The sequence below is a fragment of the Paenibacillus sp. FSL H7-0942 genome (assembly GCF_045040715.1).
In the GTDB taxonomy this organism is placed as follows: domain Bacteria; phylum Bacillota; class Bacilli; order Paenibacillales; family Paenibacillaceae; genus Paenibacillus; species Paenibacillus amylolyticus.
This window is the reverse complement of record NZ_CP150279.1, coordinates 2,423,060-2,444,420: the sequence shown is the minus strand read 5'-3', so window position 1 is coordinate 2,444,420 and position 21,361 is coordinate 2,423,060. Positions and strand designations below refer to the sequence as shown.

Annotated in this window: 17 protein-coding genes; 6 read left to right on the top strand and 11 right to left on the bottom strand. The window is 47.8% G+C overall.

Annotation, left to right across the window (positions count from 1 at the left end):
• The first annotated feature begins 38 nt into the window (after nucleotides 1-38).
• The 3 genes from MHI48_RS11025 to MHI48_RS11015 all read left to right on the top strand — a co-directional run bounded on the left by MHI48_RS11025 (nucleotide 39) and on the right by MHI48_RS11015 (nucleotide 4,182).
• Nucleotides 39-2,066, top strand: a complete 2,028-nt coding sequence (locus tag MHI48_RS11025; protein WP_405143947.1) for a beta-galactosidase — start codon at nucleotides 39-41, stop codon at nucleotides 2,064-2,066.
• Nucleotides 2,067-2,504: 438 nt separating this feature from the next.
• On the top strand, nucleotides 2,505-3,461 hold the full coding sequence (locus tag MHI48_RS11020; protein WP_339198869.1) for a YafY family protein: 957 nt from the start codon (nucleotides 2,505-2,507) through the stop codon (nucleotides 3,459-3,461).
• A 1-nt stretch (nucleotide 3,462) separates the two neighbouring features.
• Nucleotides 3,463-4,182: a hypothetical protein gene (locus MHI48_RS11015; RefSeq protein WP_339198866.1), complete on the top strand. Its 720-nt coding sequence runs from the start codon at nucleotides 3,463-3,465 to the stop codon at nucleotides 4,180-4,182.
• A gap of 100 nt (nucleotides 4,183-4,282) precedes the next feature.
• On the opposite strand, the gene MHI48_RS11010 is transcribed toward MHI48_RS11015, so the two are convergent.
• Both MHI48_RS11010 and MHI48_RS11005 read right to left on the bottom strand, forming a co-directional pair.
• Entirely contained in the window at nucleotides 4,283-5,797 is a 1,515-nt protein-coding gene (locus MHI48_RS11010; protein ID WP_338708415.1) for an altronate dehydratase family protein, read from the bottom strand.
• The gene (locus MHI48_RS11005) at nucleotides 5,794-7,311 is read right to left on the bottom strand and encodes a tagaturonate reductase (RefSeq protein WP_339198863.1); all 1,518 of its coding nucleotides are present in this window, start codon (nucleotides 7,309-7,311) and stop codon (nucleotides 5,794-5,796) included. The genes MHI48_RS11010 and MHI48_RS11005 overlap by 4 nt, the downstream gene beginning before the upstream one ends.
• A gap of 141 nt (nucleotides 7,312-7,452) precedes the next feature.
• On the opposite strand from MHI48_RS11005, the gene MHI48_RS11000 reads away from it, so the two are divergent.
• From MHI48_RS11000 to MHI48_RS10990, 3 genes are all read left to right on the top strand, one after another.
• A complete protein-coding gene (locus tag MHI48_RS11000; RefSeq protein ID WP_339198861.1) occupies nucleotides 7,453-8,379 on the top strand; it encodes an AraC family transcriptional regulator in 927 nt (308 codons plus the stop codon).
• 141 nt (nucleotides 8,380-8,520) lie between these two features.
• Nucleotides 8,521-10,509, top strand: coding sequence for a translation factor GTPase family protein (locus MHI48_RS10995; protein ID WP_339198858.1), 1,989 nt, complete (start codon nucleotides 8,521-8,523; stop codon nucleotides 10,507-10,509).
• Nucleotides 10,510-10,523: 14 nt separating this feature from the next.
• A complete protein-coding gene (locus MHI48_RS10990) occupies nucleotides 10,524-11,201 on the top strand; it encodes a tetratricopeptide repeat protein (RefSeq protein WP_405143943.1) in 678 nt (225 codons plus the stop codon).
• A gap of 113 nt (nucleotides 11,202-11,314) precedes the next feature.
• On the opposite strand, the gene MHI48_RS10985 is transcribed toward MHI48_RS10990, so the two are convergent.
• From MHI48_RS10985 to MHI48_RS10945, 9 genes are all read right to left on the bottom strand, one after another.
• Nucleotides 11,315-12,376 carry a phosphotransferase gene (locus MHI48_RS10985; RefSeq protein ID WP_339198852.1) on the bottom strand — a complete coding sequence of 354 codons (1,062 nt, stop codon included), beginning with the start codon at nucleotides 12,374-12,376 and terminating at the stop codon, nucleotides 11,315-11,317.
• A gap of 92 nt (nucleotides 12,377-12,468) precedes the next feature.
• Nucleotides 12,469-13,095, bottom strand: coding sequence for a GDSL-type esterase/lipase family protein (locus MHI48_RS10980; protein WP_017689264.1), 627 nt, complete (start codon nucleotides 13,093-13,095; stop codon nucleotides 12,469-12,471).
• A 200-nt stretch (nucleotides 13,096-13,295) separates the two neighbouring features.
• Nucleotides 13,296-16,463 (bottom strand): MMPL family transporter, encoded by a 3,168-nt coding sequence (locus MHI48_RS10975; protein ID WP_405143940.1) that lies wholly within the window; start codon nucleotides 16,461-16,463, stop codon nucleotides 13,296-13,298.
• A complete protein-coding gene (locus tag MHI48_RS10970; protein ID WP_339198846.1) occupies nucleotides 16,460-16,918 on the bottom strand; it encodes a MarR family transcriptional regulator in 459 nt (152 codons plus the stop codon). The genes MHI48_RS10975 and MHI48_RS10970 overlap by 4 nt, the downstream gene beginning before the upstream one ends.
• 219 nt (nucleotides 16,919-17,137) lie before the next feature.
• On the bottom strand, nucleotides 17,138-17,575 hold the full coding sequence (locus MHI48_RS10965; protein ID WP_036609514.1) for a GNAT family N-acetyltransferase: 438 nt from the start codon (nucleotides 17,573-17,575) through the stop codon (nucleotides 17,138-17,140).
• Nucleotides 17,576-17,630: 55 nt separating this feature from the next.
• Nucleotides 17,631-17,816 carry a hypothetical protein gene (locus tag MHI48_RS10960; RefSeq protein ID WP_211081698.1) on the bottom strand — a complete coding sequence of 62 codons (186 nt, stop codon included), beginning with the start codon at nucleotides 17,814-17,816 and terminating at the stop codon, nucleotides 17,631-17,633.
• 68 nt (nucleotides 17,817-17,884) lie between these two features.
• Nucleotides 17,885-18,598 carry a bifunctional 2-polyprenyl-6-hydroxyphenol methylase/3-demethylubiquinol 3-O-methyltransferase UbiG gene (locus tag MHI48_RS10955; protein WP_047842435.1) on the bottom strand — a complete coding sequence of 238 codons (714 nt, stop codon included), beginning with the start codon at nucleotides 18,596-18,598 and terminating at the stop codon, nucleotides 17,885-17,887.
• A gap of 68 nt (nucleotides 18,599-18,666) precedes the next feature.
• Complete coding sequence (locus MHI48_RS10950) at nucleotides 18,667-19,620, bottom strand: alpha/beta hydrolase (RefSeq protein WP_047842434.1); 954 nt, start codon at nucleotides 19,618-19,620, stop codon at nucleotides 18,667-18,669.
• 36 nt (nucleotides 19,621-19,656) lie between these two features.
• On the bottom strand, nucleotides 19,657-21,354 hold the full coding sequence (locus tag MHI48_RS10945) for an ATP-binding protein (protein ID WP_076326897.1): 1,698 nt from the start codon (nucleotides 21,352-21,354) through the stop codon (nucleotides 19,657-19,659).
• Nucleotides 21,355-21,361: the final 7 nt, after the last annotated feature.

Genomic DNA, 21,361 nt, shown 5'->3' with positions numbered 1-21,361 from the left:
TATAGTATAGGATTATTCTTATACAAGAGGTGAACACATTGATTAGTAACAAACTGCCCAAAATGTTCTACGGGGGCGATTATAACCCGGAACAGTGGGATCACGAAACCCACCTTGAAGACCTGCGCATGTTCCAATTGGCAGGCATTGATATTGCCACAATCAACGTATTTTCATGGGCACTGATTCAGCCTGATGAAGTTACTTACCGTTTTGAAGAACTCGACCAACTGATTAATCGTTTACATGAAAACGGTGTCTATATATGCCTTGCAACAAGCACTGCTGCCCATCCGGCCTGGATGGCGAAGAAATATCCAGACGTGCTTCGTGTAGATGCCGATGGACGCAAACGCAAATTCGGTGGGCGCCATAATTCCTGTCCCAACAGCCCGACCTATCGCAAATACGCTGAGAAGATTGCGGATAAACTGGCCGAACGATACAAGGATCACCCCGCGGTTCTCGTATGGCACATCTCCAATGAATATGGCGGTGAGTGCTACTGTGACAACTGTGAGAAAGCGTTCCGCGTGTATCTGAAAGAACGCTATCAGACTCTGGAACAGGTCAACAAAGCATGGAATACGAATTTCTGGGGGCATACCTTCTACGATTGGGACGAGATTGTATTACCGAGTAACCTGAGCGAACATTGGGGTAACAACAATTCAACGTTCCAGGGAATCTCGCTGGACTACTCTCGCTTCAACTCCGACAGCATGCTGGATTGTTATCTGTTGGAATACGATGCAATCAAAAAACATATTCCGGACTCCGTTGTTACTACCAATCTGATGGGATTCTTCAAACAATTGGACTATTTCAAATGGGCAAAATATTTGGATATTGTCTCCTGGGACAGCTATCCTGGTCTCGCCACTCCTGTCAGCTTCACGGCAATGGCTCATGACCTTATGCGCGGACTGAAGGATGGTCAACCGTTCATGCTGATGGAGCAAACACCAAGTCAGCAGAATTGGCAGCCATATAACTCACTGAAACGTCCAGGTGTCATGCGTCTGTGGAGTTATCAATCTGTTGCGCACGGAGCCGATACCATCATGTTCTTCCAGCTTCGTCGCTCCATCGGTGCCTGTGAGAAGTATCATGGTGCAGTTATTGAGCATGCTGGGCATGAGAATACACGTGTATTCCGCGAAGTCGCTGAGCTGGGCAAGGAATTGCAGATCCTTGGAGATACCACGCTGGATGCATCTGTTGAATCCAAAGTAGCCATTGTGTTCGACTGGGATAACTGGTGGGCCATCGAAAAATCAAGCGGACCTACGGTTGCCCTGAACTATGTGGATCAGATCCATAAATACTACGCAGCCTTCTTCCGCCGCAACATACAAGTAGATATCATCAGTGTGGATACGGATATGAGCAAATACGATATTGTCCTTGCCCCTGTTCTTTACATGCTTAAACCAGGGTTTGCCGCCAAACTGGAGAAGTATGTTGAAGCAGGTGGAACATTCCTGACGACCTTCTTCAGCGGCATTGTCAACGAGAACGATCTCGTGACCACAGGTGGATATCCGGGAGAACTTCGTAAACTGCTCGGAATCTGGGTGGAAGAGATTGATGCCCTGCTACCTGAGCAAAAGAACCGCATTGTCCTCAAAGAAACCTACGGTGATCTTCAAGGAGAGTATGGCTGCGGCATGCTGTGTGACCTGCTGCACAGTGAAGGAGCCGAAATCATCGCGGAGTATGGAGACGACTTTTATAAAGGCATGCCTGTTGTGACACGTAATACCTTTGGTCAAGGTGAAGCCTGGTACGTTGCATCCGACCCGGATGAGCGCTTCCTGGATGGTTTGCTGGGACAGCTTGCAGCAGCCAAGAACGTAGAATCCTTGCTTGAGACACCAGAAGGTGTTGAAGTAAGCGCACGAACCAAAGACGGCAGACCCTACCTGTTTGTCATGAACCATAACGCAACCACACAATCCTATGATCTGGGAACAACTAAGGCACATGATCTGCTCACCAATCGTGAGCTTTCGGGAAGTGTTGAGATTGAAGCCCGTGGAGTGCAATTGCTCGAAATGAAATAAGCGATTTCGCTTAATTGGAATCATTCGGAATAATATAATGTGATAGAAATACCCGCGATACAAAGTGTCACATATTCATTCCTTTTATACTTGTTATTGTCTTCAGCGAGGATATTGGTATAGATTTCAGACCTTTATCGTCTTCTGTAAGCCAAAAGCTGCTACTTCCCGTATCTGTCTACACCGGATACGGGTTTTGGGCATGATCTGTGGTCTTTTTGATAGAAGGAAATATCAGTATGCAAAGCGAATTGGACGAGAAACACATTTTAACAAAGCCTGCCGGAACATGCTTGTGAATCCTGATGCTGATCCATTATAAAATAATGAACAGTTGAAAAATTGGTGACACTCATGATGTCACTTATTCGTTGTTACAATAGAAATATAACTACGACATCACTTTCCGGCGGCGCAGATCGAAACGGAGTGGCTGACATGAACAGAACAAATCGGCTTGCTGCCATTGTAATGGCATTACAGCATGGTCACGAAACGGCACACTCATTAGGTGAGAAATTTGAGGTTTCCCGTCGCACGATTCTTCGGGATATTCAATCCCTCTCCGAGATGAATGTGCCCATTATTGCCATTTCCGGTCCGGGAGGCGGTTTCAGTCTTATGGAGGGTTACGTATTACCCCCATTACAGCTGGACCCGGTAGAAGCAGCGACGCTCTTATTCGCTCTTGAAGGTCTAAGTCGCTACGCCGACACACCCTTTCATGAGAAACGCTGGACCCTGATGAACAAAGTTAAGGCTATCATTCCGGATGATATTATGTCGCGAATTGATCCCATGCTCAAACAACTGCATCATCATATTCCAGACCGCAATTACATTCTTCCTCATCTGGACGCACTGCTGGCATGTATACCCGAACACGGGTGGCTTAGTGTGCTGTATCGCTCCGCATCACGTCAGCGTTGGTTGCATATCTGTCCCACACGGGTATATGCTTCCTCCGGCTTCTGGTACTGTGAAGCATATTCCCTCGAACATGGTGAACAGCGTCTGTTCCGGGTTGACCGAATTACCGATGTCAAAGAGATCGAACCACAGGATGCATTGGTGCTTAACGAACAGGCGGAGCAACAACAGAGTAAGCCGATCCCTCCAGAACAGCCGCCAACCCTGGTTAAGGCACAACTGAGCTATAGGGGAATGATTGAAGCTGAACAGGACGAGCATATTGGTGAAAAGATGATTGAAATTGCCCCGGATCTCTGGGAATTATCATTCCTTTGTCCACCAGGGGAATGGGACTGGGCCGTACGATTCTTTTACCGATTGGGACGTGAAGCCGAAGTGATCGAACCCCTCCAACTTCGCAGTGAGATTCGTCAGCATGCCGAGGAAGTGAGCCGGAGATACCTTGCATCAACCAAGTCGTAGCATGACTACACACAAAAAGGAGCCTACTGATATCATGACATATGAAGCCGTTACAACGTACGAAGAAGCAGTACAGCGTATCCAAACTATAGGGCTGCTGCCTCTGGCACCACTATTTGCCGAATATCCTTCTCTTTCATCGCTAACCCCCAAAGAACATTGGCACAAGGATGATGAATTCGATCCCTGGTTATGGCGTTCACGCCTGGCTGAGGAGGGCATTGCTGCATATGGAAAATTTGTCAAAAAGAAAGCGCTTCTTGTCTCATCTGAATACTTCCCTTGGGTACATCGACTGCTTGCCGACTCCAGAACCATCAAGGAACAGTATGAAGCGGGTCTGCTCTCCCGTGAAGCGTTCAAACTCCATGCGTTAGTTACAGAACAGGAAGGCATCGATGGACGTGCTTTACGATCACAAGCCGGTTTCGGGGCAAAAGAGGACAAAAAAACATTTGACCGTGGACTTCTGGACCTTCAGGGCTGTGCAGCTATTGTGATCAGTGGCACCAAAGAAAAAGAGGGGCTCGCAGAAGGCAAAGTCGCCTGGAACAGCTCCGCATACGAGACTGCTGGTCACTGGATGGAACGTCACGGCATTAAGCCGTTTGAAGGTAGCGTTGCAGAGGCGCGTGAACTGCTGGTTGCACAACTGCAACAACATGCCTCACCAGCCGCATTATCAAGCATCGCCAAAGCGCTTGGCATCCGTGGAATCTAAATAAAGCCAATCCCGGTTGTAGTGCAAATTTCAACCGGAATTGGCTGTGGTTCACCATATAATGTAACCCAGACGATAAACAGCCTCCATCCAGAACGATTTAGAGAATTACTCCATCCTTGAATATGGCAATCTCCCGGAATCCATGCTGCTCACTGAGTGTGTGTGACCGTCCTGAAGCAATATCAATCAGTTGGCTGAACAGCTGTACTTTCACCTCATCCATCGTCTGCCCCTCCAACAGCTGGCCTGCGTTGAAGTCAATCCAGTGTTTTTTGCGATTCGCCAGATCGGATTGGGTCGCAATCTTGACGGTAGGTACCGGACCTCCGAAGGGAGTCCCCCGCCCTGTTGTGAAGAGCACAATATGTGCACCCGCCGCAGACAGTGCCGTTACAGATACCAGGTCATTACCCGGTGCTTCTACAATGTTCAGACCGGTTTGAGTTACACGTTTGCCATAACGCAGAACGTCGACTACGGAAGAACGTCCTCCCTTTTGCGTACATCCAAGTGACTTTTCCTCCAGCGTTGTGATGCCACCAGCCTTATTCCCAGGTGAAGGATTCTCATAGATGTTCTGGCCATGGTTCACAAAATATTGCTTGAAGCCGTTCACGAGGTCCACCAAATCGTGAAATACCTGCTCATTGGCAGCCCGGTTCATTAAGATCGTCTCCGCACCAAACATCTCCGGAACTTCCGTCAGAATAGCCGTACCCCCGGCAGCAACCAACATATCAGCAACTGCACCGACCAGCGGATTAGCTGTAATGCCGGATAAACCATCGGAACCGCCACACTTCAAACCAATTTTAAGTTTACTGAGCGGAAGCGGCTGCCGTTGTTCATGTTCAACGATCTCCACAAGTTCTTCCATCAGTCGAAGCCCTTCCTCAAGCTCGTCATCCGTTTCCTGTGCTTTGAGAAACCGTACTTTACCGCGGTATTCCGGAGCAATACACTCACGGAATTCATCGACCTGATTGTTCTCACAGCCCAGACCGATGACAAGCACGCCTCCTGCATTCGGATGCTCCACCAAGGAGGCCAGCAACTGTTGTGTATACTTCAGATCATCACCAAGCTGTGAACACCCGAATGGATGCGGAAAGTGAAATACACCATCGACCCGGCTTCCAAACTGGGACTGCCCCATACGTGCCAAAGCTTCACACACTTTATTGATACATCCAACCGTATTCACAATCCAGATCTCATTACGAATACCTGCGTCACCATTGGGGCGCAAATATCCATCAAATGAGCGCAGATGTTCCGGAGGCATGTCCGTCTGAACCTGCGCGCCCGGCTGATACTCATATTCAAGTAATCCGTGCAGACCCGTCTTCAGGTTGTGACTATGAATCCAGCTTCCCTGCTCAATCTGCTCTTGGGCAATCCCGATGGAGAAACCATACTTCATCACATCATCACCCGGTGCCAGGGTATGCACAGCAATCTTATGCCCTTTGGGCACGTCATCCAGCAAGGTAAAAGAAACACCGTCTGGCAGGGTGATGCATTCTCCTTTGGCATAATCCCGAAGCGCTATAATGACATCATCCTGTGGTTGAATGGCAATCCAGTCATTGATTGTACTTGTTGTGTTCATTTCCCTTCACCTTCCAACAATCCGATTTCACGAACAAGTGCTGCACGCAGCCCTTCTCTTGCATCCAGATTTTCGCCCCAGATCAGGGTATCTGACAACACAGCCGCTACCCGGTTATCCAGTTGGTTCTGATCCCTGTTAAGCGTGTCATAACCGTCCCAGTGTGCAGCCAAAGCAGCCAGGACATCCGGGTCATCCCGCAGCAGAATGTCCTCTCCATTCAGTCGTTGTGCCTTGTAACCTTCTGGCGTATTTACCGGACGATAGAGACACAATAATCCAGCAAACCCTTGAATTAAACGTTCTGGCCAACTTCCCTGATTTTGCTCGTAAGACAAAAGTGTTGGCAGCACACGCACCTTGAATTTTCCGATCGTATTCAAAGCAATATCTTGCAATTTGTGATCAATATACGGGTTAAGGAACCGTTCGAACACTTCTTCTGCATACTGGTCCAGCTGATGATCGGGCATATCCAGAGCAGGCACGATCTCCTGATGCACAGCTTCCCTGATCCATGAGCCAAAATGTGGATCTTCCATCGTTTCTCTCACATGCTGCTTACCTTGCAGAATGCCGAGGGATGACATTAAGGTATGTGCCCCATTCAAAATACGAACCTTGCGTACCTGAAAAGGCTTCAGATCTTTCACCCAATGTACATTGAGACCTGCCTGCTTGAGAGGAAGTTTTTTGTCCAATGATTCATCACCCTGAATGGCCCAGAAATGATATGGCTCTGCCGTATTAATCAACTGGTCCTCATACCCCCAGCGATTCGTCAGGGAATCGGCTTCCTCCTGGGTCGGCGCACCTGTTACGATTCGATCTACCAGATTGTTCAGGAAGTGATTATGGTTCTCGATCCATGAACGGAAGCCATCCGAATACCCATAATCCTCACTATGGCGGAGAACACAACTTCGAAGCACGTCACCATTGCCTTCAAGCAGCTCGCATGGCAGATGAATCAAACCTCTGGATGGATCACCATCAAATTTCAAATATCGCTGATGCAGGAAAACTGTTAATTTCCCCGGAAATGATTGGACGGGTTCACCCTCGATATAGTCCGCATACGTATATTTCAATCCTGATTCGGTTGTATTGGAAATAACGAACTCAAGTGAAGGCAGTTCCGCCAAGTTCAGAAAGGCATCCCATTCCTCATACGGATTGATACACTGTGAGAAAATGGAGATCAACTCTGTCCGCTCAACCGGCTTCCCTTGAGACAGCCCTCGCGTAATCATCGTATATAATCCATCCTGATCACGAATCTGCTCCAGCTTGGCTTTGCCTCCCGGTCGTGGTTGGGTAACAGCTACACTTCCATGGAATTTGCCTTGTCTGGCACTCTCATGAAGCATCCAGTCTGCAAATCCCCGCAAGAAATTACCTTCTCCAATCTGCAAAACCTTCACGGGACGTTCCATAATCTCCTTGCACTTGCGCTGACCATCGCTCCCCAGTAAATTCAGCTTCAACCTTGGCCGTTTTGTGCTTGCCGACATGGACACTCACCTCATCGATTATTTGTACTGTCGGAATGCAGCTCAAAGGCTCTGCACCCTTTTATTGTAAACGCTTTAAATTCATTGTATCATCAATAAAAGGAAATTAAATTGCTTATATTGCGGTAAATATACTCTCTCATGACCAGGTATAACATCTCGTTGAAGACGATCGTCTGGAAAGGAGTCTTTATGGAACGTTCACCTGTTCGTACGACTATTCAAGCAGAATCCGGTATTCCGTTCCGCCTGGTGTACAGCGATACCAAATCCCCTCAGAACGAATTGCCAGATCACCTTCACGACTGGCATGAAATTATCTATGTATATCGGGGTCAGGGAAGCATCTTTATTGATACGGGACTTGAGAATATGCAAGAAGGAGACCTGTTCATTATACCGGGCAGCACGGTTCATCGAGCTTTGCCGGATGCAGGCAATCCTGTCACATCTTCCGCATTGTTCTTCAGCCCGGGCTTGCTGGCATCGACCGCCGGAGGCGCTGCTTCTTCCTTGCTAAGCCTGTTTGAACGTTGTCGTAAACAACGTGTGTATAAGAGGCATTTGAACACAGAGGAGCAATCACAGGTGGCCGCCCTCATTGATGATATTCAGACCGAATTCCAGCTCGGTCATCATCTAAGCGCACATGCGGCCCTGTTAAGGCTGCAACTGTTGCTCATTTTTCTGGAACGTCTGGAAGCTGCGGGACCTGCGAATCCGGGTAAATCCGCTCCGGGTCCCTCCTGGCTCTCTTCTACGATCTCTCATATTGACGAGAACCTTCGGAATGGCCTTTCCCTCCCTGAACTGGCGCAGTACGCCTCTGTATCCCCTGCCCATTTCAGTCGTGCCTTCAAACGATACACGGGAATGACTCTAACGGATTACGCATTAGCACGAAGGGTCATTATGGCGAAAGAACATCTGGTGCAAGGTGATGAGACGATGGCAGCCGTGGCCGATGCTTGCGGGTTCGACAGCCTGCCCCACTTTTACCGTCAATTCAAAAAATTAACCGGTACAACACCCGCAGCTTATCGCAGAACCATGCACAGTTCACGTTAAAATAGAACCAGACTGGACGTAGGTTCCTGGGTCTAATCATATATATCCACATATTCTTCCATATGGAAGATGTGGTATGATAATCTGGATTATTACTTGTCGGAAACATTGCATTCCGTTGTCAGAGGAGCTTAGCATTCCATGTTAAACGAATTGAATCGCAGGAATATTGGCATCTTCGCCCATGTGGATGCAGGGAAAACAACCACCACCGAGCATATGTTATTTGAGAGTGGTGTCGTCCGCAGTCCGGGACGTGTAGATGACGGAACAACAGCCACAGACTCCCTGGACATTGAGAAAGAACGTGGCATATCCGTTCAGGCAGCCATGACCTCTCTGATCTGGAAAAACACCATCATTGACCTGATTGATACGCCTGGTCACATTGATTTTAGCTCCGAAGTAGAGCGAACGCTACGGGTAATGGATGGCGCTATTCTCATTCTGTCGGCAGTTGAAGGCATTCAGTCCCAGAGTGAAGCCATCTGGCATGCCCTTCGTTCACTTCGCATCCCAACCATCATTTATATTAATAAAATGGATCGGATTGGTGCGTCTGCCCCAGCGGTAATGGAGCAGATTCGTTCCACCCTGTCCCCTTTCGCATGCGAAATCCAAACGTATCAGTTCCACGAAGATTCATTTCATGGCATCGACTCGCTATGGAACCCGAATCAAGATTCTCTGTCAGATGGCACACCTTCCATTCCAGGTCTGGTCGAGATACTTGCCGAGCTGGACGAAAAGGTCATGGAAGCCTACATCCAGGAGACTCCGTTATCACAAAGGGATCTGAATGAAGCATTCCTGCGGTATGTGCATCAGGGTGAGATGTTCCCTGTGTGTTATGGGGCTTCCGGCAAAGGAATTGGCGTCACGGCATTGCTGGACACGGTCCTTGCATTTCTGCCTCCACCTGCACAACCAGTGGACTCTCCCGTATCCGGTGTTGTGTTCAAAATTGAACGTGACCGTACGATGGGACGCACGGCTTATGTCCGTATGTATGGTGGCAGCTTACACAATCGGGATACCATCCATAATTCGACGCGGGAGCTTGAAGAGAAAGTGACGCAGATTCGCCGCATGGATGGACGGAAATGGGCGGATACCGGTGCCGTTCACGCGGGGCAGATTGCTGCGCTGTACGGACTGAGTGACACACATGTGGGTGACATTATCGGCAATCCTGAGGGTGTACCTCCTCTGCCACAGATGGCTGTACCTTTGCTGACCGTACAAGTACATGGCAAGGACCCGGCACGTTACCCCGATCTTGTTGCAGCATTGCAAGAGTTGACGGATGAAGACCCCTTACTCGACCTGCAATGGTTGCCGGAGGAACGAGAACTGCATCTCAAGGTCATGGGAACCATTCAGCTTGAGATTTTATCCAGCCTGTTGCTGAGTCGTTTCGGATTGGACGCCGTGTTTGATCCACCATCCGTTATCTATAAGGAAACGCCTCGTGCAGCCGGAGAAGGTTACATCGCCTATACGATGCCTAAGCCCTGCTGGGCCATCCTCCGCTTCAAGATTGAACCTTTGCCTCGCGGAAGCGGTCTGATCTATGCCTCAACCGTAAGGACAGAAGATCTGCTGTTACGTTATCAGAATGAAGTTGAACGACGAATTCCGGAAGCCTTGTCTCAAGGTATGCTCGGTTGGGAAGTCACCGATCTGCGCATCACGCTGGTGGAAGGGGAACATCATGTCTGGCATACGCATCCGCTGGATTTTGTTGTAGCCACGCCTATGGGAATCATGGATGGATTGTCGAGAACAGGTACTACGTTGCTGGAACCCCTTCTTCAGTTCCGGCTGACGGTCCCGGAAGAATACGGCGGTAAGGCCCTTAGCGATCTGGTACATATGCGGGCAACCTTCGAAGCCCCCGTCATAGGTAGCGGACGTTGCATTATTGAAGGAGTTATGCCTCTTGCGACCTCAATGGATTATCCGGTGAAACTGCGTTCCGAGACCAGCGGCCGCGGGGTGCTTACGACTTCGTTTGCCGGATACCAAGATTGTCCTGCGGATGTGAATCATGCTCGCAAACGCAGAGGAGTTAACCCGCTGGATCAGTCGAAATATATTTTAAGTGTACGAAACGCGATTACATCATAAATGGAGTTGAACCTGTGCTTATTAAATTTCTTATCTTTGGCCTTCTATGGCGGATTGTAGGTAATCCGTTCATTGCCATCCTCATTTTACTCGTTATACTGTATTTCCTGGATCGTCGTTACGTTGGGGTGTTCCCAAGCTTCACGAAACCTCTCAAACGTATGCGTAACATCTCACGGCTTCGGCAACAGCTTGCCATGAGTCCCAATGAAGTTTCTTCCAAGCTGGAACTGGCTCGCCTGTTAATTGAGCGCAAGCGTTACAGCGACGCACATGCCTTATTGCTTGAACTGGAGCGCCCATACAAACAATCAGCTGAGTACTGGGAGGCATTAGGGACAACTGAGCTTCATTTGGGCAACATCGAAAAAGGCGAACGTCATATTTTGCAAGCCCTCGAGATCAACCCCAGAGTCAAGTACGGACGCCCGTACCTAACCCTTGCTGGAGCCTTCAAAGATACGCAAGAGGACAAAGCGCTGGATTATGTGCATCAGTTTCAGGAGATTCATTCCTCTTCCAGTGAAGCTTATTATCTGCTCGGCTCGGTTCACCGTTCCCTTGGGCGCAATGCTGATGCAAAACAGGCTTACGAGCAATCGTTGAACGTTTATCGTTCGTTACCCAAATACAAAAAACGTCAGGAGCGCCGCTGGGCTGTCCGCAGTTGGTTCCGCAAACGTGGATTGTAATGTCATCCGCTATACGCCGTAATCTTCATATATCACTTTTCTAACCAATAAAAGTGCACTGATCTCTGCCCTCGTATGAGCAGAACCAGTGCACTTTATTCTTAACAACGATATTAATACACCAATATCTCACGCAGTCGTTCTTCATGAAGACGCATCCAGTCAATCCGCTGTTTGAGCTTCACAATCTGCTCCACAGCCACTTCCGGCTCATCTGTACCCTCGAACATCCGACTGATGAAATGCATGACCACATCCAGACTACGCAGCAAAATCAATCGAGGTATAGCCAGCAACTCTTCCGGTTTCAGGCTGACCTGTTCCCGAAATCCCCTGATCAGTCCCTCCTGTGCCTGCCACATCCAATCTTCACTCTTGTCCATGGTAAGGAGGTCAGACATCGGAACAGCCAGCTCCATTACCCGCAAATCCCATGTCGCAAATTCAAAATCCAAAATGGCACAGATTTCACCATCCTGCTGATCTACCAATACATTCGAGGCATTCACGTCCCCATGAACCAATTGATGCGGCAGATGTTCCATACCACGCAGGGCTTCAAACAGATCTGGCAGCGCCTCTCTCAGTTGCTTCAACTCATTTGCACATGCGGCCAATTGCTCCGGCGGCGATGTGCATAGCTGTAATAATCGTTCTGGTGAACAGAGCGGATACGCATCCTGAATTCGATAGTATGGTGGATACACAGGTTCAAGTGGTATATCCAGCGTAGCCATAACAGAAGACAGGGCCCCCGCCGCTTTACCGAGCCCTATCAATTGATCTGGTGTGTGGCAGATGGGATTGACACCTTCCCTATAATGAAACAGAGTCACTATTTTGGTATGACCAGTGAGGGTATCTTTTACAGGAAGGAATGTACCTCCCTCACCAGATAACCGCCTTACAGGTGAAGGTGTATCAAGCTTAAAGTTCGAACGTTGTAGGGCTTCCAGCACCTCGTGTTCAAAGGTGATTTTCATCGGATCATTATGTGTTTCATATTGTCTCATGACGTAATTAGTCCCGTCTACATGGAGCATGTAAGTAGAATTATTCATCCCACCCTTTCCACGCTCGCCTTTCCAATCCGATGTGAAACCATATAAGGCCAACACTTCGGATATACGTTGCTGCTCTGAAGGATGGAGGGAACCGGAATCGATGTTTTGCACCAAAAATTAACCCCTTTATCTCACAAAATGGAACTGACTTCTATTTATCTTAAAGGAAGTCCATCGCTTGGTCTAGTTCTGTTCCAAAGTGATCAAGAGAACGGATAATATCCCGTCCGATTAAGCTGCTCCGCAATGACACGATACCCTCTTGCATTGGGATGCACTCTGTCCCAGAACAACAGTTCACGTTCACGACCTTCAAACCTGTCATACACCTGAGCACACGCATAGTTGCCTGATCCGGCTCCATTCAGAAACGAATTATATTGGCGCACCCAGTACGCAGCTTCCGTCGCTTGTGGATACGGGTTGTACAATCCGATGGATCGGACCATATACTCATGGTTGCCCTTTAACTGCCGAATGTGCCGCATGATCTGGGATACATTACTGCGGGTTTCTCCAAGCACCTGTGTCATTTTGCTGGCATTTGGAATGCCATTACTTGCTTTAAACGTACGAATCAGATCATTCCCGCCAATGGATATGGTAATGATATCCGCTTCACGGAGCGATTGCCGCACTCGGGGATGCGAAGAGATCATCTGCAACATTTCCCCCGACGTCAGTCCATTGACGCCCATATTTTCCATGGATACAAACGTACGAACATTCATTTCTGCCATTCGCCGATATAAAGGAACAAAGCCGGTGCCCAGCAACGCTCCTGTACCTACCGTTAATGAATCTCCTATAGCCACATATCGATATACCATCCCGTCGCCCCTCTCTGCTGTGATTTCTCTGAACAATAATGAATTGCTCTATATCTTATGATGAGTGGCAAGACAAGGCGCGGGATGGTGTCCTTAGGCATGCACCTTTCTTTTGCACAAGACCGTGATCCTTCTGTGGAGGTAAAAAAAGAAAAAAGCCCTGCCGCATAACGCGGCAGAGCCTGATTCATTGCAATGCATTACATGCCTATGGTCCGATCCGAATCAACGGAATCTGATTGTTCCTTGTTCGGGAACGGCCACCAGTTGGCCCGGCCAAACATCTTCACCATCACTGGGACGAAGAATGGCAGGAACAGCAGAGAGTACAAGATCAGTCCGCTAAGGACTACTGTGGCAATCTGCATCATCGAGAGAACACCGGATGGATACATCGCAGCAAATGTACCGCTCAGAATGACTGCGGCAGATAGAATAACGGTGCCCATGTTCTTCATCGCGTACAACATCGCATCCTGTACTTTCATACCTTTGTTCTCATTGAAACGGTCCATCAGGAAGATGCTATAATCCACACCAAGTGCAATCAGCATAACAAATCCGAAGAACGGAGTAACCCAGCTAATGCCTGCGAACCCGAGGATATTAACAAAGATCACTTCGGTTAACGCCATCGATGTGAAATAAGCCAGTAATAAGGAAACGATCAGATACAATGGCATAATGACCGAGCGAAGCAGCACGACCAGAATAATGAATGTACCTGCCAGCATCAACATTACAGTACGTGTATAGTCGTTATTCGAGATCTCCTGCAAATCTGCAAACGTACTCGTAACGCCACCTATGGCGATGTCTGCTTTTTCAAGCGTACTGCCTTGTACCGCGCGATGTACTGCCGCCTCAATGTCAGGAACACGATCAATGGCTTCTGTTCCGTATGGATTTTCGGCGAAAATAACATCAATCGTCATCGTTTTCCGATCTTCAGACAGATACGTATCAAATACCTGTGTGAAGTCTTTGCTGTTCAGTGCTTCTTCAGGAACGTACCAGCCTGCCAGATCGGAATCTGGTGAATTTTGCAATTGCGTCAGGTAGTCCTGCGCTGAATCCAGTCCCCCGGATACCTGTTTAATACCATCGACACTCTGGTTCAGTCCATCTGTCAGTTGTGTCAGCTGACCACTCAGATCCGAGAAGCCTTGTTGGATTTTCTCCTGACCACCCTGAAGCTGGCCAAGTCCATCCTGAATGGAAGGAATTTCACTAATCACTTTGCCCTGACCATCCGCAGCCTGTTTGAGACCGGATTGCAACTGACCGATTCCCGTTACAATCTGGCCCAGACCATCGGCAAGCGCCTTTTGTCCGGCTGCTGCGGAGGCAAACCCTTCATTGGCCTGATTAATTCCAGCAGCGGCTTCCCCAAGTTTGGTCTTAATCTGACCCAAACCTTGAGCAAGCTGCGCTGTGCCAGAACCTGTTTCACCAATCGTACCTTTGATACGCTGGTAATCAGCATCTTGCTGCAATTCAGGATAACGCTCTTCAAGTGCTGTGAAGGATTCGGACAGACTGGTTAGAGCTGTTGAAACCCCGTTCAGCTGTTGTTCCAGTTCGCGGGTTCCATCCCCCAGTGCAGCGACCCCTGCTCCCGCCTGACGATAGGCTTCAAGCAACTGATTGTTTGCCTGCGCAAGTTGATCTGCACTCGTTTTGGCTTGCTGAAGTCCGGCTTTCAGATCCCCTGCACCTGCGGAACCATCTCGAATACCTTTTTCAATCTGCCCAAGTCCCTGACTGAGTTGCGTGATACCCGATTGCAACTGGGAGGTTCCTTTGGTAAGTTCACCTGCTCCATCAGCAGCTTCTTTTAACTGTGGTTCATTTTTACTTAGCTGACTGCTGGCTTCACTCAGGCCATCACGGATTTTGTCCAGACCCGTCTTACCTTCACCCAGTCCATCCGATAATGTTCCCACTTGCTGTGTAACTTCAAAATCTTTAATCTCATCACCCGTAGGTCGTGTCATACTGCGGACACCAGAGACTCCGGCTACTTTCTCTACTTCCCGGCTAATTTTCTCGGCAACGGCCATATACTTTGCATTATCCATCTCTTCATCGTTCTGGATGACGATCTGACCCGGCAGTGATTCACCCGGACCGAAGCTGTCAGAGATAATGTTAAATGCTTTTACGGAATCATATTTCTCGCCAATCTCATCGAGACTGTTGAACGACAGTTTGCCATCGTAGGTTGCCAGAAGAGGCACACAGACAGCTGCAACGATGAGCAGCGCAGCCCATGGACGTTTAAGTGAAAAGCGACCAGCTGCACCATAGATCTTGCTCTCGGCATGTTCAAGTGAACCCTTTGACGGCCAGAATAACTTCTTGCCCAGCACCGCCATGAAGAATGGTACGATGGTCACCAAGGCAAGCATCATCACAGCAATACCTACAGCTACGGCAACCGCAGAGCGGTACAACATAAACTGGGCAAAGCCAATCGCAATGAATCCAACCAGCACAGCTAGTGCTGAGAAGAGTACCGTTTTACCGGCAGTACGATAGGTAGCAATGATGGCATCCCACGTATTCTCATGATGAGCCAGTTCTTCCTTGAACCGACTGATCAACAGGATGCAGTAATCCGTACCAATCCCAAACATGACGGCGACCATAAAGATCTGTGTAAATGTGGATATCGGGAAGTCGAGCCCATCCACCAGAAATGCAACAATCTGTTGCGATACAATGTAACTGATCCCCACCGTCAGTAGCGGGACAAACGGAGCTACAAACGAACGGAAGACCAGGAACAGAATGAGTAAAATAAAGACAACTGTAATATATTCCGATTTCTTAAGTCCCTCTTGGGAACTTTCAATGGTGTCTTCATCAATCAGACCTTTACCGGTTATGTAGTGCTCCACATTGACGGACTTCAATGCTTCATTCAGGTCTTCCCGCATTTCCTTGACCGTACGATCTCCCTGATCAATGGATAGCGATGTTAGAATCGTTTTTCCGTCAGCTGAGATCATCTTCTCGGACAGTTCAGGCTGAGAGAAAGGTTCCAGAATGGACAGAATACCGAGCTTCTCCTTGTCGGCCTCCAATTGCTTAACGGCCTTCTCTGCCTCTTGTTTCCCCGTGGTGCCCAGCCCATCGGGATTATAGAATACAAGGGCGATCTGGCTCCCCTGTTGTTCTCCTTTTTGTGCTGCAGCTTCATTCAGAATCGCTGCTGCCTGGGTGGAAGAGTACCCTTCCGGAACCGAAAACTGTCCCTTTTCCCGAATCAGTTCACTCATGTTAGGGGCGGTAAACATCAACACGGCAGCTACAACAACCCATAGCCCCATTAACCACCATCTTGCTTTTAGTATCGTTCTCATTCGTTCTCCCGTCCTCCTTCATGCGATAGCAAAGCTGCAAGCTTCTCAAAAGATTCAATGAAAATTCGGACTTCTTCCGGTTTAAAATGAACCAGATACGGCTCCAGAATCTGCTGTATTTCCTGTTCTGTTTCCTTGTATACCTGTCGTCCGGTATCCGTCAGTGTCAGATATACAACGCGGCGGTCACGTTCATCCCCGGCCCGATGGACCAGATCGCGATCCACCAGCTTGTTGACCAAAGCGGTAATGCTGCTCTTACCTATACACAGAAGCTCTGCAAGATCAGAGGGCGTGCAGAAAGGTTTCTCTTCAATCAGACGAAGTGCGCAGAACTGATCGGTCGTTATGGTCTGCCCCACTTGTTCGCGTATCCGCGTATCAAACCGCTTATTGACCATAAAGGAAGCATCCAAATAGCGGTTCACCAAACTTTTTGCATCCGGTGTACTCATTCTTCATTCTCCTTTCCCAAATCTATATAGTTCACTTAACGAACTATTCTTCTGTGAAACTATTCTATAATGAAACAATCTTACAAAGCAATACTTTTTTCCTGCTTTTTTGATGAAAACGACAAAAAAACAGGACGTCCGACTCAGCTCATTGCCAAATCCAACATCCTGTACTGATGATAATCCATATATTCCTTAAAGTAATAAAAGGCCTCTGTGCTACTCTTCGTCTGTATCTTCCTCTTTTTCAAGCACACAACGGAATCGCTCCACACCTGGGTATAATTCACCCAGACTATATACCACGAACCCCGTATTCCGATAAAACTCGACGGCTTCCAGTTCGGTCTCCGCAATCAGTCTATCAGGATTGTATGTTGCCAACAGTTGTGAGATCATACCACGTCCATAATTTTTAAAGCGGTTTTCAGGCAAAACCGAGATATGATGAATGGTAACCTCACTTGTTCCTGTCTTCTCATATCCAATCAGACCGATCAATTGTCCCTCATCTTCGTAACCGCCCATTTGCAATTCGTCTTTCTCTACATATTGTTGCAACGCACGGTTCAAGTGATCCGGATCAGGAAAAACCGAGTAGGACAACAGCTCCTGTACTTCCGGCTCCTGTATGCGTGATTTCAGATTAATTAACACCTTAATTCCTCCTATACCTTGCTTGTTTCCGTTATCGTATTGTAGTCGTTAGCCTCTAAAAGTTCAAGTCGTGTGCCGATTCAGCTCCGATACCCTCCAGCACATTTTGCTCAGCATTGGTATCGTGATAACGATTGCAACCATTCTTTTGTACATAGGATAAAATCTTCCCGTTCTGATCTGCGACAGCCACACGCGTGTGACTCCCTCCTCCATCCATCCCTATTACATATGTATTCATCCTTAACGATCTCCCTTCAGACCACACATTAAGAGGGCCGGGTCCATTGTCAGGTCCCGGCAGAGAATTTATTGCTTTTGCACAGCGAAACGAAGCAGTTCACAACGAAATTGTGTCGGTTCATCATACTTTTCCTCTTCAATCGTCTGTGTAACATGTTCCTGAAGCAGAATATTCCAGCCTTTGTAGGCATCCTCCAGTATAGCAATCGCCTCGGCTGTGGGCAGGTTCAGCTCAATTAATGGTTCAATCTCCTTGCCTGTATTGATTTCTTTCTCCTCCACATTGGTACTCATCGTAATACAATGAATGCCCCCTGTACGAGTTCCGGCCTGTAACCGGTCTATCGCTTCCATGAAGGCTTGCTTATTTGAGACATGTTCCAGACAAGAACATGCAGCAATATAATCAAAATAGTTTGGCTCCACAGCATAATGCTCAACATCTGCTTTCACTGCCTGTACGATATGATCAACCTGATATTCTTTCGCATACTTGCGAAGTCCGTCTACGGCCTCATCCAGCAAATCCACACCGATGACTTCACTGTTCGTTTTTGCAAGGCGCTGTGCAATCGGTATCGTATGCCTTCCCACTCCGCATCCCAGATCGAGGACACGCAATTCCTCCTTGTGAGCAAGTAGGCGTTCCAGCATATCCATCACCATAGGCATGGGCCTCGACATCCAGGTACCAGAGGCGAATAATTCATTATTCTGATAGAAATTGGAATGATAACCTGCCTCTGCTTTTCGTGCAGCCTCAAATTGTTCGTTTCCCATCAAGATACCCCCATCGTTTAGTAAATGATTTGCATCTTCTACTTAATACCCAGATTGTCACAAAAAAATCAATTAAAAGCAGGCGACAGATTTTTCTTCATAAAGGATTCCAGTGCCGCCTCATATCCGGTGCGATCGACTTGAAACGCTGTGCCATGACCGGCACGGGGGACGGTCAGCAATTCCTTTTCGGTTGGGCAGGCTTCATACAACCTGTACACCATTTCCGTTGGTACAAACGTATCAGCCTCACCATGGATAAATAACACGGGAACGTTAACTTTGGCAAGCTGCTTGAGAGCAGAAGCCTCTCTAAAGGAATACCCTGCTTTCCACCGGGAGATCAGACTTGTGACAGGTATAAACGGAAATGCAGGTAGCTTGTATAATTGCTTCAACTGGAACGTCAGTTCTTCTTCCACGGATGTATACGCACAATCAGATACAATCGCTTTAACCTGAATCGGCAGAACTTCACCACCTGTCATCAGTACGGTTGCTCCTCCCATGGATATGCCGTGCAATATGATTTCCCCTTGTGTACCCACTTTTTCAAGCACCCAGTTGGTCCACTGGACATAATCCTTCCGATCTAACCAACCAAAACCAATGATATCACCTTCACTCTGTCCATGACCTCGATCATCTGGCATGAGTACGTTATAACCATGCTTTTCCGCATAAAACCGGGCGAATCCAGCCATTTCTCTGCCTCTCCCCGAATAACCATGTGCCAGAATAACCGTCTGATTCGACCCTTTATTGGAACCGAGCCATGTACCATACAGTTTTAATCCATCATGTGATTGAAGAGATATCTCTTCTGTAGGCTGAGCATCCAGCCACTTCAGGTCAGAAGCACTGCTAATGATTTCATTGTCCGGTTCAGGCATCAGATTTGGATTATCTACCAAAAACGTTTTTGGCGTACGGCGAATGGCCGTTTTGAAAAAATAAAGCCCTCCTGTCCACAGAAGTGCAAGAACGATCAGTACCAGTACTGCAAGTACGTAGAATAACATGAACGAGCCCTACCCTCTTTCCTTATTAAGATATATTCAATCTTTACTTACTCGTTGCAGTGCTGCACATGCTGCTTGATAGGCGGGTAACAAAGCATCCAGCAAAGGTTCTGCTTTCCGTGATTGACCTTCCTTCGCGAACTGCTCTATCTGAGCAAACAAAGTTGATAAATAACGAATCCCTAGGCTCAAACTCCCTGATTTCAGATCATGGGCTACCTCGGTTGCAGCAACATGGTCACCGGACACAATATGTCTGCGCAGCACCTCAATCTTGCCAGGTGTATCGGTACGATACATGTCCAACAACATACCAAGGAGTGTACGATCGCCATCGGTGTTTAATTCCGCAATCTCATGTACGATGCTCATATTTAGTACCTCGGTCGGTTCGGAGGATTGCTGCCACTTCTCGATCATCTTACTCAAAATTTCCAGCGTGAAGGGTTTGCCAATAAAGTCATTCATCCCGGCTTCCATACACTTGTCTTTCTCTCCCTGCATGACATTACCTGTCATTGCAATGATTGGTGTGGTATGGCGCATTTCATCCATTTCTATCGAGCGGATTTTGCGTGTTGCCTCCAAACCGTCCATCACTGGCATCATATAATCCATGAGAATCAAACTGTATTTTTTGCTGAGAAAAGCAGCTATTGCCTCTTCCCCATTCACTACAGCGTCCACTTGGGTTATTCCCAGTTTTTTGAGCTGCAACATAACAAGCTGCCGGTTGATGACATTATCATCGGCCAGCAATACAGATACAGAAGGAGCTTCATCATCCATATCCTGCCCCTGATGCTCTTGAGCGGAAGCAACAGACTGGTTACCGTCTTTCTTACCAAGTGTAAGTTCGAACCAGAATGTTGATCCTTCACCCTCCTGACTGTCTACTCCAATCTGACCTTCCATCAGTGTAACGAGCGACTTGCAGATCGATAATCCAAGGCCCGTTCCTCCATACTCACTTGAGCGTCCTCGTTCAGTCTGCACGTAGGGTTGAAATAACTGGTTCTGATCTTCTTCCGAGATACCAATCCCCGTGTCTTCGACTTCAAATCGGATCATTTGTGTAATCTCATCATCTTTCATAAGGGCGACTCGTATCCGCACTGTACCTTCTGATGTGAATTTGTTCGCATTCTGAATTAGATTGATCAGTATCTGTGTAATCCTCGTTGAATCCCCTTCAAGAAGGGTAGAGATTCTGGGGTCACAGTCTATCGATAACTGATTTCCGTTCTTTCTGACTTGGGGTTCGAGCAAACGAACAATATAGTTTATCGTCTCTTGCAGATCCACTTCTCCCAGTTCAAGTCGCATCTGACCCGCCTCAAGTTTGGACAGATCCAGAAGATCCTCAATCAGCTTAAGCAACAGTTTGGTAGCATCCTGTATAACGGAAACGGAATTCTCCTGTTCTTCAGACAATGGAGACAGCTTCAGCATCTCAGCCATCCCCAATATGCCATTTAATGGCGTACGAAAATCATGACTGATGCCTGCAATAAATGCGATTTTTGAATCACCTGCGTCTACTGCTTGCTGACGTGCAGCTTCAAGACTGTTATTGTTCTTTGCAAGCAGACGCTGGAGTGTCACCAGTTCATTATTCATATCCGAGAATTCCGTAAGTATCCGTTCCTCTTGCTCTTTACTCCGGATCATCTGATCTGATAACTGCTTAATCGTTCTGCGTAGCCTCTGTATCTCTCCGCTCTCATTAGACATCACAACA

Excerpts from the sequence above, each read along its gene's own strand:
- MHI48_RS11020 (WP_339198869.1), top strand. The coding sequence starts at position 2,505 with ATGAACAGAACAAATCGGCTTGCTGCCATTGTAATGGCATTACAGCAT.
- MHI48_RS11015 (WP_339198866.1), top strand. The coding sequence starts at position 3,463 with ATGACTACACACAAAAAGGAGCCTACTGATATCATGACATATGAAGCC.
- MHI48_RS11010 (WP_338708415.1), bottom strand. The coding sequence starts at position 5,797 with ATGAACACAACAAGTACAATCAATGACTGGATTGCCATTCAACCACAG.
- MHI48_RS11005 (WP_339198863.1), bottom strand. The coding sequence starts at position 7,311 with ATGTCGGCAAGCACAAAACGGCCAAGGTTGAAGCTGAATTTACTGGGG.
- MHI48_RS11000 (WP_339198861.1), top strand. The coding sequence starts at position 7,453 with ATGACCAGGTATAACATCTCGTTGAAGACGATCGTCTGGAAAGGAGTC.
- MHI48_RS10995 (WP_339198858.1), top strand. The coding sequence starts at position 8,521 with ATGTTAAACGAATTGAATCGCAGGAATATTGGCATCTTCGCCCATGTG.
- MHI48_RS10980 (WP_017689264.1), bottom strand. The coding sequence starts at position 13,095 with ATGGTATATCGATATGTGGCTATAGGAGATTCATTAACGGTAGGTACA.
- MHI48_RS10975 (WP_405143940.1), bottom strand. The coding sequence starts at position 16,463 with ATGAGAACGATACTAAAAGCAAGATGGTGGTTAATGGGGCTATGGGTT.
- MHI48_RS10970 (WP_339198846.1), bottom strand. The coding sequence starts at position 16,918 with ATGAGTACACCGGATGCAAAAAGTTTGGTGAACCGCTATTTGGATGCT.
- MHI48_RS10960 (WP_211081698.1), bottom strand. The coding sequence starts at position 17,816 with ATGAATACATATGTAATAGGGATGGATGGAGGAGGGAGTCACACGCGT.
- MHI48_RS10955 (WP_047842435.1), bottom strand. The coding sequence starts at position 18,598 with ATGGGAAACGAACAATTTGAGGCTGCACGAAAAGCAGAGGCAGGTTAT.
- MHI48_RS10950 (WP_047842434.1), bottom strand. The coding sequence starts at position 19,620 with ATGTTATTCTACGTACTTGCAGTACTGGTACTGATCGTTCTTGCACTT.
- MHI48_RS10945 (WP_076326897.1), bottom strand. The coding sequence starts at position 21,354 with ATGTCTAATGAGAGCGGAGAGATACAGAGGCTACGCAGAACGATTAAG.